The organism is Streptomyces sp. NPDC087422, assembly GCF_044744145.1.
Taxonomy (GTDB): Bacteria; Actinomycetota; Actinomycetes; order Streptomycetales; family Streptomycetaceae; genus Actinacidiphila.
On sequence record NZ_JBIUXT010000001.1, the window covers coordinates 503,938 to 516,973 of the forward strand.

Genomic DNA, 13,036 nt, shown 5'->3' on the forward strand with positions numbered 1-13,036 from the left:
CCGCCGACCAGCTGAACCGCCCGGTCCCGACCGCCCCATGCCGTGCGCCGCCGCGTCATAGGGTGCGGGGATGGACGTTTCGAGCGGGGCACGGCATGACGTGGTGATCGTCGGCGGCGGCCACAACGGGCTGGTCGCCGCCTATCTGGCCCGCGCGGGCCGCCGGGTGCTGCTGCTCGAGCGGCTGCCCGCGACCGGCGGCGCGGCCGTGTCGACCCGGGCCTTCGCCGGGGTGGACGCGCGGCTGTCGCGCTACTCCTACCTGGTGAGCCTGCTGCCCGCGCGGATCACCGACGAGCTGGGGCTGCGGTTCGCGGTGCGCCGCCGCCGGATCTCCTCGTACACCCCGCGCGGCACCGGCGGCCTGCTGGTGGACGCGGGCGACGCGGCCCGTACGCGGGAGCAGTTCGCCGCGCTGACCGGCGACGACCGGGACTTCGAGGCGTGGCAGCGGTTCTACGCGATGACCGGGCGGGTCGCGCAGGCGGTGTTCCCGACGCTGACCGAGCCGCTGCCCTCGCGGGCCGCGCTGGAGAGCGCGATCGGCGACTCCGCGGCCTGGGAGGCGCTGTTCGAGCGGCCGCTGGGCGAGACGGTGGAAGCGGCCTTCGCGGACGACCTGGTGCGGGGCGTGGTCCTCACCGACGCGCTGATCGGCACCTTCACGCACGCCCACGACCCGTCGCTGCGGCAGAACCGCTGTTTCCTCTACCACGTGATCGGCGGCGGGACCGGCGACTGGGACGTGCCGGTGGGCGGGATGGGCGCGTTCACCGACGCGCTGGCGGACGCGGCCCGCGCGGCGGGCGCCGAGATCGTCACCGGCGCCGAGGTCACGGGCATCGCGGCGGACGGCGTACGCGCGGAGGTGACGTACGAGCGCGAGGGGCGGCAGGTGACGGTCGGGGCGCGTGACGTGCTGGTCAACGCGGCGCCGCACACGCTGGCCGGGCTGCTGGGCGAGGCGGCGCCGGGTCCGGCCCCCGAGGGCGCGCAGCTCAAGGTCAACATGCTGCTGCGCAGGCTGCCGCGGCTGCGCGACACCTCGGTGGACCCGCGCGAGGCGTTCGCCGGGACCTTCCACATCGCCGAGGGCTACGAGCAGTTGGCGACCGCGTACGAGCAGGCCGCCGCGGGGCGGCTGCCGGACGCGCCGCCGTCGGAGATCTACTGCCACAGCCTGACCGACCCGTCGATCCTCTCGCCGGAACTGGCCGGGCGGGGCGTCCACACGCTGACCCTGTTCGGACTGCACACGCCCGCGCGGCTGTTCGCGGCGGACCCGGCGGGGGCGAAGGACGCGCTGCTGGAGGCGACGCTGGCGCAGCTCGACGCGGTGCTCGCCGAGCCGCTGGCGGACTGCCTGCTGCTGGACGGCGACGGCAGGCCGTGTCTGGAGGCGAAGTCGCCGCTGGACCTGGAGCGCGAGGTGGGCCTGCCCGGCGGCCACATCTTCCACCGCGACCTGTCGTGGCCGTACGCCGCGCCGGACGCGGACCAGGTGACGTACGCCACAGGCCGCTGGGGCGTCGGCACCCCGCATGAGAACGTCTTCCTCTGCGGCGCGGGCGCGGCCCGCGGCGGCGGGGTGAGCGGCGTTCCCGGGCACAACGCGGCCATGGCGGTACTGGAGAAGGCACGATGACCACCGACGAACGCGGCATCACCCCTGGCCGGCGTCTGGACCCGCGGCTGATCGACCCCAGGCGGCTCGCCCGCCGCACGGGCGGCCGCAGGCAGTGGCGGCGCGGCGGCACCTGGCACACCCTCGGCGAGGACGGCACGGTGCCCGAGCAGCGCCGCCGCACCGCGGACGTGGTGGTCGACTGCGCGGTGTACGCGGACGGCTCGCGGGTGGCGTCGCTGCCGCCGCGCGAGGCGCTGGCGGAGGCCAGGAAGCACACCGGCGGCTTCGCCTGGATCGGGCTGCACGAGCCGGAGGCGGAGCATCTGACCGAGATCGCCGAGGTGTTCGGGCTGCATCCGCTGGCGGTCGAGGACGCGGTGACCGCGCACCAGCGGCCCAAGCTGGAGCGGTACGGCGACTCGCTGTTCATGGTGGTCAAGACGATCGTCTTCGTCGAGCACGAGAAGCTGACCGCGACCAGCGAGGTGGTCGACACCGGTGAGCTGATGATCTTCCTCGGCGCGGACTTCGTCGTGGTGGTGCGGCACGGCAGCGCGCCGGGGCTGACCCGCGTACGGCACGCCCTCGAAAGCAGCCCGGAGATGCTGGCGCACGGCCCCTCGGCGGTCCTGCACGCCATCGTCGACCAGGTCGTGGACGACTACCTGGACGTCGCCGACGAGGTCGAGCTGGACGTGGACGACCTGGAGGCCGACGTCTTCGCCGACTCGCACCGCGACGACGCCGAGCGGATCTACCAGCTCAAGCGGGAGCTCATCGAGTTCAAGCGGGCCGTGCACCCGATGGCCAGGCCCTTGCAGCGGCTGAGCGAGGAGCCGGACCGGCTCATCGGCGCCGAGGTCGCCCGCTATCTGCGCGACGTCGCCGACCACCTGACCCACGTCCGCGAGCGGCTGGTGGGCTACGGCGAGCTGGTCGACGGTCTGCTGGCGGCCAATCTCAGCCAACTCGCCGTGCAACAGAACGTCGACATGCGGCGGATCAGCGCGGGCGCCGCGATCCTCGCCGTCCCGACGATGATCGCGGGCTTCTACGGCATGAACTTCGACCACATGCCCGAGCTGCGCTGGTCCTTCGGCTACCCGCTGATGGTGGGCGTGATGGCAACGCTGTCCTTCCTGTGCTACCGCGCCTTCCACCGCTACGGCTGGCTGTAGGGCACCAGGGCGTGTCCGTAAAGTCGCGTCGTCCGCCCGGAGGGCGGGGGCGCTAGCTCCAGGGGTCGCCCCAGGAGGCGTCGCGGGCCGCGCGGTAGGTGTCGCCGTGCCGTTTGCTGACGGTGTCGCGGACCAGGCCGCGGTCGGCGGTGCACAGGTCGAGCAGGACCAGGCCCTTGCGGATCTGCGGGTGGCGCACGACGCGGCCGGGGGCGGGGGCCGCGGGGAACCGCGCGGCGGCCACGTAGCTGAACTTCTCGTCCTCGTAGGGCAGTGAGCCGCCCTTGACCTGCCGGTGCAGCGAGCTGCGCTGGACGCGGGCGGCGAAGTGGCACCAGTCGTCGCCGGTGACCGGGCAGGCCGCGTCGTGCGGGCAGGGCGCGAGGACGGTGAGCCCGGCGGCGAGCAGCCGGTCGCGGGCGGCGATCGTGCGCGCGTACCCCTCGGGGGTGCCGGGCTCGACGACGAGCACCGCCCCGGTGGCGGCCACCGCGGCCGCGTCGATCAGCGCGGTGCGGTCGGCGGCGGTCAACTCCCCGATCACGTACGAGACGGTGACCAGGTCGGCGGCGGGCAGCGCGGGTCCGCCGCCGAGCGGCGACCGGGTCCAGCGCGCGGCGCGCAGGGCGGGCGACTCGGCGGTGCGCGCCAGTTCACTTCCCAGGTCGAGGGCGGACTGCGACCAGTCGAGGACGGTGGAGGTGTGCGCGCTCGCCGAGGGATCGCCCGGGAACGCGTCGGCCACCGCCCACGTCGCCGCGCCGGTCCCGCCGCCGAGGTCGAGATGGGTCGCGGGCGACCACTGCCCGGCCTGCAAACGGAATGCCTCGAGCGCGGCCCTGACGGCCGCGTACGTGGCGGGCATACGGTAGGCCGCGTAAGCCGCCACCGACGCCGCGTCCCGCAGAATGGGCGCTGACGTCGGCGACTTGCCACGATATGTTTCGATGAGGCGTTCCACCTCGGCGGAAGCCCTGGTGGGGGCCGTGGCGCTCAGTCGCGCCGACAGGGCTGTACGCAGGTCGTCGGGTAGGTGCACAGTGGACACAAGTCCCAAGGGTAAGGGTCGTGCACACCCGTAACGGCCTCCTTACACTCTGTGGCCATTCGATATCCATACTTGTGTTAACTCGGTCATAACAACGGCTCGAATCTGCGTAAACCGCAGCGGAAAGCCCTCGTGTTGGCCTAGCGTTCGCTCTTATCCAGGCGCACTACCCCTTGGGGAAGTGGTAGAGCGCCTCGTCGGTCGCGATGTGCCAGGGGGGTCCATGCGGCGTGTCGAAGCAAACCGGGTTCTACCGGTCATACCCATGAGTGCCGATACGAGACCCGTGCGCGCGAAAGCCGCGCACGCGTTCGGCAGGAGGGCATCGGGTTCCACCGGTGCCCTCGCTGCGCCCGGCCCTTACGGCGGGCACGGCAGGTTCAGTGACAAGGCGCGGTGGTATCTGCCGCTCGCGCTCACCGTCGACGTGCTCGGGATCGCGTTCCCGGTCGCGGCGATCTTCCATGCCACCGGCCAGCCGCACCCGCTGGTCTGCGCCGCCGTGGCGGCGCTCGCCTGGGTCGGTGTCCAGGCGGTCAGGCGGCGTTACGCGGCGGACGTCCTCGGCGAGCACCGCGGCGCCGGGGCGGTGCTCCGGGACTGGCTGATGCTGCTCGGGGTGCTCGCCGTGCTCAGGACCGCCTTCGATCAGGTGGCGGAACCGTCGTACGCGCTGGCCGGGCTGACCGCCGGTCCCGTGCTGACGGCGGCCTGCCGGATGCTCACCCACCACCACCTGATCGCCGCCCGGCGCGAGGCCCACGCCGTGCGCAGGGTGCTGGTCATCGGCGAGCCGAGCTCCGCCGACCATGTGGTGGGCCACCTCGCGGCCCGTACCGAACACGCGTATGTGGTGGTCGGGGTGGTCCCGGTGGGCAACGCCAAGCTGGAGTGCGGGGCCCCGGTCACCGCACGGCTCGGCGCGGTCGCGCCGTCCGGTCTCGCCGAGGACGCGGGCATCGTGCTCGGCGCCGCCCGCGACCACGGGGCGGAGCTGGTCCTGGTGGCGCCGGGACCGCGGCTGTCCGCGGAACGGCTGCGCAGGCTGTCCTGGTCCCTGCACGACGCGGGCCTGCCGCTCGCGGTGCTGCCGGGGCTGATCGATGTGGCCGTGCGCCGGGTGCAGTTGGACGCGCCCGCGGGCCTGGCCATGCTGCACATCGCCCCGCCGTCCAGGCGCGGCGTCCAGCCGGTGCTCAAGTCGGCCCTCGACCGGGTCGGCGCGGGGCTCGGACTCCTGCTGCTCTCCCCGGTCTTCGGCCTGGTGGCGGCGGCGGTCCGGCTGACCTCGCAGGGCCCGGCCTTCCACCGGCAGATCCGGTACGGGCAGGGCTGTGTGCCGTTCACCATGTGGAAATTCCGCACGATGGTGGTCGACGCGGAGCAGCGCAAGCCCGATCTGCACGGGTCGAACGAGAACGACGGCCTGATGTTCAAGATGCGCCGTGACCCCCGGGTCACCCGCGTCGGGCGGCTGCTGCGGCGGCTGTCGCTGGACGAGCTGCCGCAGCTCCTGAACGTGCTGCGCGGCGAGATGTCGATGGTCGGCCCGCGTCCGCCGCTGCCCGACGAGGTGGCGCGGTACAACGAGGTGGAGGTCAGGCGCCTCGCGGTCAAGCCGGGCATCACGGGTCTGTGGCAGGTCAGCGGCAGGTCGGAGCTGTCCTGGGACGAGACCCTCGCGATCGATCTGCGGTACGTCGACAACTGGTCGCTCTCGGGCGACGCGGATGTGATGGCCCGCACCCTGCGGGCCGTGGTCGACGGACGCGGGGCGTACTAGTGAGTCACTGTTCCGGCCACAGACCCGGCGGTCGCCCGCCAGTCCGCGTACACCGCGGCGATCCCGTCCCGCAGCGCGATCTCCGGCCGCCAGCCGAGCGCCTGAAGACGGGACACGTCGAGCAGCTTGCGCGGCGTGCCGTCGGGTTTTGTGGTGTCCCAGCCGATCGTGCCGCGGTAGCCGACGACGTCCCTGACGGTCTCGGCCAGTTCGCGGATGGTCAGGTCCTCGCCGCAGCCGACGTTGACCGGCTCGGCGCCGTCGTAGACCCGCAGCAGCAGCGCGCAGGCCGCGGCGAGGTCGTCCACGTGCAGGAATTCGCGCCGCGGTGTGCCGCTGCCCCACAGGGTCAGTTCGGCCGCGCCGTCCCGCTCGGCCTCGTGGAAGCGACGGATGAGGGCGGGCAGCACGTGCGAGGTGGCGAGGTCGAAGTTGTCGCCGGGGCCGTAGAGGTTGGTGGGCATCGCGGAGATGTACGAGGCGCCGTACTGCTTGCGGTAGGACTGCACCTGGACGATGCCGGCGATCTTGGCGAGCGCGTACGCCTCGTTGGTCGGCTCCAGGGGGCCGGTGAGCAGCGCGTCCTCGTGGATCGGCTGCGGGGCCAGCTTGGGGTAGATGCACGAGGAGCCGAGGAAGAGCAGGCGGGCGACGCCCGCCTCGTGGGCCCCGGCGACGACGCTGAGCTGGATCCGGAGGTTGTCCTCAAGGAACTGCACGGGGTAGGTCGAGTTGGCCATGATCCCCCCGACCTTGGCCGCCGCGAGCACCACCGCGTCGGGCCGGATGTCGCGCAGATACGCGGCGGTCGCCGCCGCGTCCCGCAGGTCCAGTTCCGCGCGGCCCCGGGTGAGCACCTGGTGGCCGTCGGCGGTGAGGCGGCGGGCCACGGCGGAGCCGACGAGGCCGCGGTGGCCCGCGACGAAGATCCGGGCCGCGTCCGGCAGTAGGTCTGTCATGGAACGGCATTCTGCCAGCACACTTCACCCGATCGGGTGCCAACCCATCTTTACGTACGAAATACAGCACAACCCGACCAGTTGGGGGGACTCACATGGGCAAGACCGCGCTCATCACCGGCGTCACCGGCCAGGACGGCTCGTATCTCGCGGAGCTGCTGCTGTCCAAGGGCTACACCGTGCACGGCCTCGTGCGCCGCTCGTCGACGTTCAACACCGAACGGATCGACCACATCTACCAGGACCCCCAGGAGAAGAACCGCTCCTTCGTGCTGCATCACGCGGATCTCACCGACGGCATCGCGCTGGTGAGCCTGCTGCGTGACCTGCGGCCGGACGAGATCTACAACCTGGGCGCGCAGTCCCATGTGCGGGTCTCCTTCGACGCGCCGCTGTATACCGGGGACGTCACCGGGCTGTCCGCGCTGCGGCTGCTGGAGGCACTGCGGGCGAGCGGCATCGAGGCGCGGATCTACCAGGCGTCGTCCTCGGAGATGTTCGGCGCCGCCCCGCCGCCGCAGAACGAGCGCACCCCGTTCCACCCGCGCAGCCCGTACGGCTGCGCGAAGGTCTTCGCCTACTGGGCGACGGTGAACTATCGCGAGGCGTACGGGATGTACGCCGTCAACGGCATCCTGTTCAACCACGAGTCCCCGCGCCGCGGTGAGACCTTCGTCACCCGCAAGATCACCCGCGCCATCGCGCGTATCCAGGCCGGCCTCCAGGACCGGCTCTACCTGGGCAATCTGGACGCGGTGCGCGACTGGGGCTACGCGCCGGAGTACGTGGACGCGATGTGGCGGATGCTCCAGCGCGACGAGCCGGAGGACTACGTGGTGGCGACCGGCGAGGCCGCGACCGTGCGGCAGTTCCTTGAGGTGGCCTTCGAGCACGCGGGTCTGGACTGGGCCGAGCATGTCCGGTACGACCCGAAATACGAGCGGCCCAGCGAGGTCGACGCGCTCATCGGCGACGCGAGCAAGGCACGGGACCTGCTGGACTGGAAGGCGCAGGTCAGGGTGGCGGAGCTGGCCCGGATCATGGTCGACGCGGACATCCGACAGGTGGCGGACCAGTTGTCGGGGGCCACGATTCGCATCGACAGATGATGTGATGTCACTTTATTCGTCAAAAAGGCAGACCGGGCTAAGCGGAACCCCCTACTCTGCCGTGCATCACGACGGCCGTATCGGCCGTTGCAACACATCAGGGGCCTGGGGGGCAACTCATGCGTAAATTGCCGGTGTTCTCGGCTGCCATATTGCTGGCAGCCGCGACGCTGGGAGTGATGTCGTCGCCATCGGCGACCGCGCTCCAACCACCGGTCGGCATCACCGCCGACAATCTCAGCACGTACCAGACCAACGGGATCGTGTGGGCCATGGCCCAGGCGAACGGCGTGGTCTACACAGGGGGCACCTTCTCCGCGATCCGGCCCGCCGGGTCCGCGGCCGGGACCAACGAGACGTCCGTCGCGAACTTCGCGGCCTTCGACGCCGCGACCGGCGCGCCCACCGGCTGCCAGCTCAACTTCACGGTGGGCTCCAACAACGCCACCGTGCGCGCGCTGGCCGTCTCGCCCGACGGCCAGACGCTCTACGCGGGCGGCTTCTTCGGCGCGGTCAACGGCGTCGGGGTGAGCAGCCTGGCCGCGATCAACCTGGCCACCTGCGCGGTCAGCACGACCTTCCACCCGGCGGCCTCGGGCACGGTGCGCACCATCGCCGCGACCTCGGACGCCGTGTACTTCGGCGGCGACTTCACGTCGGTCGGCGGCCAGTCCCGTGGCAAGTTCGCCGCGGTGAACACCGCGGGCGCCCTGCTGCCGTGGTCGCCCAACGCCGACCTGCCGGGCCGGGCGCTGGCGATCACCCCGGACGGCCAGAACGCCATCATCGGCGGTGACTTCAACTACGTCGGCGGCACCTACTCGCACTCGCTCGCCGTGGTCGACACCACGACCGGCGCGCTGACCAAGGCGTACCCGCCCGGGTTCCTCGACGCGACCTCGGTGACGAAGTCGATCATCGTGGACCCGGCGAGCAACGCCTTCTACACCGCCAACGAGGGCACCGGCGGCGGCGTGTTCGACGGCCGGGTGGCGCTCAGCCTCACCGACTTCAACCAGATCTGGCGGGACACCTGCCTGGGCGCCACGCAGAGCCTGGTGGTCCACGGCACCGTGCTCTACAGCGGCTCGCACGCCCACGACTGCTCCAGCATGGGCGAATTCCCCAACTCGACGCGCAAGCACCTGGTCGCCGAGTCGGTCACCGACCCGCACCTGCTGTCGTGGTACCCCGACACCAACGACGGGATCGGCGAGAAGATCGGCCCGCGCGTGATGGCGATCTCGTCGTCCGGCGGACACGACTACATGTGGGTCGGCGGCGAGTTCACCACCGTCAACGGCGGCGCGCAGCAGGGCCTGACCCGCTTCGCCGACGGCCCCGACACCGGCGCCCCGACGCTGCCGCAGACCGCGGTGAGCAGCATCGACCCCAGTGCGGTGAAGGTGACCTGGCAGTCCAGCACCGACAACGACGACGGCACGCTGATCTACAACGTGTACCGCAACGGCGCGGCCACCCCCGTCTACACGGTCAGCGGCGACTCCAAGCCCTGGATCCGCCCGCAGATCACGTTCACCGACACCAATGTCACGCCCGGCGTGAAGTACACCTACCGGGTGTCGGCCAGTGACGGCGTCAACACCAGCGCCCAGTCGCCGAACGCGGCGGCCACCGTCCCGGCCACGGCCGAGCCGTACGCCACGCAGGTCCTCGCCGACGGCGCGAATCTGTACTGGCGCTACGACGCCGCCGCCGGTTCGTACAACGCGGACGCCTCCGCGGCCGACGACAGCGGGATCAGCGTCGGCGGCCCGGTGCACGCCGTCTCGCCGGGCGCGGTGCCCGGCTCGAAGGCGTACACCTTCAACGGCTCCACCCAGTGGACGTACAGCGACCGCTCGCACCCCACACCGTCCGCGTACAGCGTCGAGACGTGGTTCAAGACCACCACGACCTCCGGCGGCAAGCTGATCGGCTTCGGGAACCTGGCGACCGAGACCAGCGGCAACTACGACAAGCACGTCTACATGACCGACAGCGGTCAGCTCATCTTCGGCGCCTACACCGGCAGCACCCGCATCGTCTCCACGCCCACCGGCGGCTACAACGACGGCAACTGGCACCAGGTCGTCGCCACGCAGGGGGCGAACGGGATGCGGCTGTACGTGGACGGCGTCCTCAAGGGCAGTGACGCCACCGTCACCACCAGCCAGAACTACGACGGTTTCTGGCGGGTCGGCGGCGACAACCTGAACGGCTGGCCTTCCCAGCCGAAGAGCCAGTTCTTCGCGGGCTCGATCGACGAGGCGGCCGTCTTCCCGACGGTCCTCAGCCCGGCCCAGATCGCGAACCAGTACGCGCTCGGGACCGCCGGGTGACCCGGAAACACCGTTCCGCCACTGCCGCCGCCGTCCTCGTGACGGCGGCGGCGGTGCTGCTCGGCGCCTGCGGCGGCGGGGGTGGCGGAGGCGGTCACGACACGGCGAAGAACGACGCGAAGGCGTCGCCCGGCGTCTCCGCGACGGCCACGGGCGGCACTTCGGGACCGTCCGCGACCACGAGCCCCGACGCCGGTGCCGGTTCGGACGACAGCACCGAGGCGCCGGGGTCCGCGGCCGACGCCCCGAAGGTGCCGGACGCGCAGCTCACCCCGCCCGGCGGCGGGACCTTCAGCAAGCCCCAGAAGTCGTATCTGTCGGGGCGGGTGCCCAAGGGCACCGACCCGGTGGCCGTCCTCGAGGGCGGCCAGGAGATCTGCGACCGGCTGACCCGTACCGCGAAGATCGACAAGGACGCGGCGGCCGGGGCGATCGTCACCGGCGACATCAGCGGGTCCGGCGCGGCGGCGGCCGTCCGCAGCCTCTGCCCCGACCAGCAGCCGGTGATCGACGCCGCCGCGCGGGGCTTCGCCGACGGGACGTTCACGGTGGCGGCGAAGGCCGTCCCCGGCACGTCGGTCGCGCCCGGCACCTACCGCGCGCCGCACCCGTCGACGCACTGCACCTGGCGGGTGACCAGCTCGAACGGCACCCTGTCGGCCGGCAGCGGCGCCCGGATGACCGTCCCCGCCGCCGCGCGCGGCGTCACCTCCAGCGGCTGCTACGTGTGGCTCGCGGGCACGGGGTGAGCGATGCGCCGTGAGCCGCAGGACGAGACCGAGATGAACGGAGGGACCGCATGAGCAAGCTCCCGATCGTGGTGGCGATACCGACCAAGAACGAGGCGGAGAACATCGCCCGTACGGTGTCGTCGGTCATCGACCACGTCGAGGCCGTGGTGGTGGTCGACTCGGCCAGCACCGACGACACCTGCAAGATCGCCGAGGGCCTCGGCGCGGAGATCGTCGAGTACGCGTGGGACGGCAAGTACCCCAAAAAGAAGCAGTGGTGTCTGGACCATGTGCGCACCGAGATCCCCTGGCTGCTCTTCCTCGACGGCGACGAGACGCCGAGCCCCGAGCTGCTGGCCGAGCTGAAGGCCGCCTTCGCGGCCGGGCCGCCGTCGGTGGCCGCCTTCGACATCCCGCTGGGCTACTGGTTCGCGGGACGGCGGCTGCGGCACGGCTACACCATCGTCAAGCGCGCGCTGCTGGACCGCACCCGCTGCCACTTCCCCGAGGTCGGCGACCTCGAAGCGCCCGGCATGGGCGAGCAGGAGGGCCACTACCAGCCGGTCGCGCCGTCGGCCGCCCGGCTGCGCTCACCGATCGAGCACGAGGATCTCGACCCGGTGCGCACCTGGTTCGAGCGGCACAACCGCTACTCCGACTGGGAGGCGTGGCTGGAGCTGAACCCCCGGGTGAAGGAAGAGATCCGGCAGGTCAAGACCCGCCAGGGCCAGCTCTTCCACAAGGCGCCGTTCAAGCCGCTGGTGTCCTTCACCTACGCCTACGTCTACAAGCGCGGCTTCCTCGACGGCCGGGCGGGCTTCGACTACGCGCTCGCCATGAGCTTCTACCGCTGGCAGATCGGCCTCAAGACGCGGGAGGGGCGCAAGCCGTGACCCGCGGTCGGCCGTGACCCGCGGTCGCTGATCGCGCCGCCCGAGGCCGGCCCCGGTCCTCCCGGGGCCGCCCCGCGGACCGCGCTCCGGGACCCGGGGTCCGGAAGCGCACGCGGGGGCGTCACCCGGCGCGGGTGACGCCCCCGTACACCTCCATGAGCGTGTCGACGACGGCGCCGATGGAGAAGCGGTCGCCGATGAGCCGCCAGGCGGCGTCCGACGCCTCCTCGTTGGCGGCCGGGTCGAGCAGTTCCAGGATCGCCTGGCCGACCAGCGGGCCGTTGTCCTCGTCGGGGTCGCTGTCGGTGATCCGCCCCGCGCCCGCCGCCTCGACGTCGGGCGACAGGCCGCCGGTCCGGGTCACCACCACGGGCAGGCCGACCGACATCGCCTCCAGGATCGAGACGGCGAACGGCTCGACCACCGACGGCAGCACGTACACATCGGACTTCCTGAGCTGCTCCAGCACCTGCTCGTGGCCGAGCGCGCCGACGCACTCCAGCGAGTCCGCCACGCCCAGCTTCGCCGCCAGCTCCCGCATGGGGCCGGTCAGATCGCCGGTGTCGGGGCCCGCCAGCACGAAGCGCGCGTCCGGGTACTTGGCCAGCACCACGGGCATCGCCGACACGAAGTCCTCGGGGCGCTTGCGCTTCTGCACCCGCGCCAGATAGAGCACGGTCGGCGGGCGGTCGGCCCGCGCGGGCCTGCGGTCCTGCAACGTCACGCCGTTGACCAGCCGGTGGAAGGTGGTCAGCGGAGTGTCGGGCACCACCGCCTGCACACCGTCGCGCTCCATCCGCGTCAGGTGCAAGATCGCGTCCGCCTTGCGCAGCACCCGCTTCATGCCCAGGATGTCGACGGCCTTCGCGAACAGCTTCTCCGTCGGGTCGATCATGCCGTGCGTCTGGATCACCAGCGGCACCCCGGCCTCCAGCGCGACCAGCGCGAACGGCAGCGTGATCAGGTCCCGCATCAGGTGCACATGGACCACGTCCGCCGACTTCACCATCCGGCGCGCCTTCGCCAGCAGCCCCGGCGACGTGATGCCGCTCACCTCGAACGGCAGCACGTGGCGCGCCTGGTGCACGAACGACGGCACGCCCTCCAGCTCCGTCGGCAGCGGGCCCGTGAAGCCGTCGCCCAGCGTCGCGATCCGGGCGTCGACACCCTGGGCCCGCAGGCCCTTGGACAGATTCAGCGCCACCCGTGTCGGGCCGCCGAAGTCGTTCGTCGGCGTATGCAGCGTGACGACATGCAGCACCTTCATATGACTCCCCACCCCTGTTTTTCGGCGCCCCCGCGCCTCGGGTTCACATTATCGACACCGAACCCTCATCGGGGCACTTCCGGCCCCGGACGCCCTGAT

At 71.8% G+C, this 13,036-nt stretch carries 10 protein-coding genes; 7 read left to right on the forward strand and 3 right to left on the reverse strand.

Features of this window, described 5'->3' with window-relative positions; all coding sequences use genetic code 11:
• Positions 1-70 precede the first annotated feature (70 nt).
• Both ACIO6U_RS02175 and corA read left to right on the forward strand, forming a co-directional pair.
• A complete protein-coding gene (locus ACIO6U_RS02175; protein WP_401714882.1) occupies positions 71-1,645 on the forward strand; it encodes a phytoene desaturase family protein in 1,575 nt (524 codons plus the stop codon).
• Entirely contained in the window at positions 1,642-2,805 is a 1,164-nt protein-coding gene (gene corA / locus ACIO6U_RS02180) for a magnesium/cobalt transporter CorA (protein WP_391043687.1), read from the forward strand. Before ACIO6U_RS02175 ends, corA begins: the two co-directional genes overlap by 4 nt.
• Before the next feature lie 52 nt (positions 2,806-2,857).
• On the opposite strand, the gene ACIO6U_RS02185 is transcribed toward corA, so the two are convergent.
• Positions 2,858-3,853 carry a small ribosomal subunit Rsm22 family protein gene (locus tag ACIO6U_RS02185; protein ID WP_401714884.1) on the reverse strand — a complete coding sequence of 332 codons (996 nt, stop codon included), beginning with the start codon at positions 3,851-3,853 and terminating at the stop codon, positions 2,858-2,860.
• Between the two features lie 286 nt (positions 3,854-4,139).
• Here ACIO6U_RS02185 and ACIO6U_RS02190 point away from each other — a divergent pair, with 286 nt between their 5' ends.
• Entirely contained in the window at positions 4,140-5,636 is a 1,497-nt protein-coding gene (locus ACIO6U_RS02190; protein ID WP_401714886.1) for a sugar transferase, read from the forward strand.
• Here ACIO6U_RS02190 and ACIO6U_RS02195 read toward each other — a convergent pair.
• Entirely contained in the window at positions 5,633-6,595 is a 963-nt protein-coding gene (locus tag ACIO6U_RS02195) for a GDP-L-fucose synthase (protein WP_355334550.1), read from the reverse strand. The genes ACIO6U_RS02190 and ACIO6U_RS02195 overlap by 4 nt on opposite strands.
• Positions 6,596-6,690: 95 nt before the next feature.
• Here ACIO6U_RS02195 and gmd point away from each other — a divergent pair, with 95 nt between their 5' ends.
• From gmd to ACIO6U_RS02215, 4 genes are all read left to right on the forward strand, one after another.
• The gene (gene gmd / locus ACIO6U_RS02200; protein ID WP_188285703.1) at positions 6,691-7,704 is read left to right on the forward strand and encodes a GDP-mannose 4,6-dehydratase; all 1,014 of its coding nucleotides are present in this window, start codon (positions 6,691-6,693) and stop codon (positions 7,702-7,704) included.
• A gap of 119 nt (positions 7,705-7,823) precedes the next feature.
• A complete protein-coding gene (locus ACIO6U_RS02205) occupies positions 7,824-10,046 on the forward strand; it encodes a LamG-like jellyroll fold domain-containing protein (protein WP_391043679.1) in 2,223 nt (740 codons plus the stop codon).
• The gene (locus tag ACIO6U_RS02210; RefSeq protein ID WP_391160061.1) at positions 10,043-10,795 is read left to right on the forward strand and encodes a hypothetical protein; all 753 of its coding nucleotides are present in this window, start codon (positions 10,043-10,045) and stop codon (positions 10,793-10,795) included. The genes ACIO6U_RS02205 and ACIO6U_RS02210 overlap by 4 nt, the downstream gene beginning before the upstream one ends.
• A gap of 50 nt (positions 10,796-10,845) precedes the next feature.
• Positions 10,846-11,670, forward strand: a complete 825-nt coding sequence (locus ACIO6U_RS02215; RefSeq protein ID WP_355334560.1) for a glycosyltransferase family 2 protein — start codon at positions 10,846-10,848, stop codon at positions 11,668-11,670.
• A gap of 121 nt (positions 11,671-11,791) precedes the next feature.
• Here the strand turns inward: ACIO6U_RS02215 and ACIO6U_RS02220 are convergent, their stop codons facing one another.
• Positions 11,792-12,937: a glycosyltransferase gene (locus ACIO6U_RS02220; RefSeq protein ID WP_401714890.1), complete on the reverse strand. Its 1,146-nt coding sequence runs from the start codon at positions 12,935-12,937 to the stop codon at positions 11,792-11,794.
• Positions 12,938-13,036: the final 99 nt, after the last annotated feature.

Bases quoted from the DNA above. Each gene is read 5' to 3' on its own strand.
- ACIO6U_RS02175 (WP_401714882.1), top strand. From the start codon at position 71: ATGGACGTTTCGAGCGGGGCACGGCATGACGTGGTGATCGTCGGCGGC.
- corA (WP_391043687.1), top strand. From the start codon at position 1,642: ATGACCACCGACGAACGCGGCATCACCCCTGGCCGGCGTCTGGACCCG.
- ACIO6U_RS02195 (WP_355334550.1), bottom strand. From the start codon at position 6,595: ATGACAGACCTACTGCCGGACGCGGCCCGGATCTTCGTCGCGGGCCAC.
- gmd (WP_188285703.1), top strand. From the start codon at position 6,691: ATGGGCAAGACCGCGCTCATCACCGGCGTCACCGGCCAGGACGGCTCG.
- ACIO6U_RS02205 (WP_391043679.1), top strand. From the start codon at position 7,824: ATGCGTAAATTGCCGGTGTTCTCGGCTGCCATATTGCTGGCAGCCGCG.
- ACIO6U_RS02215 (WP_355334560.1), top strand. From the start codon at position 10,846: ATGAGCAAGCTCCCGATCGTGGTGGCGATACCGACCAAGAACGAGGCG.
- ACIO6U_RS02220 (WP_401714890.1), bottom strand. From the start codon at position 12,937: ATGAAGGTGCTGCATGTCGTCACGCTGCATACGCCGACGAACGACTTC.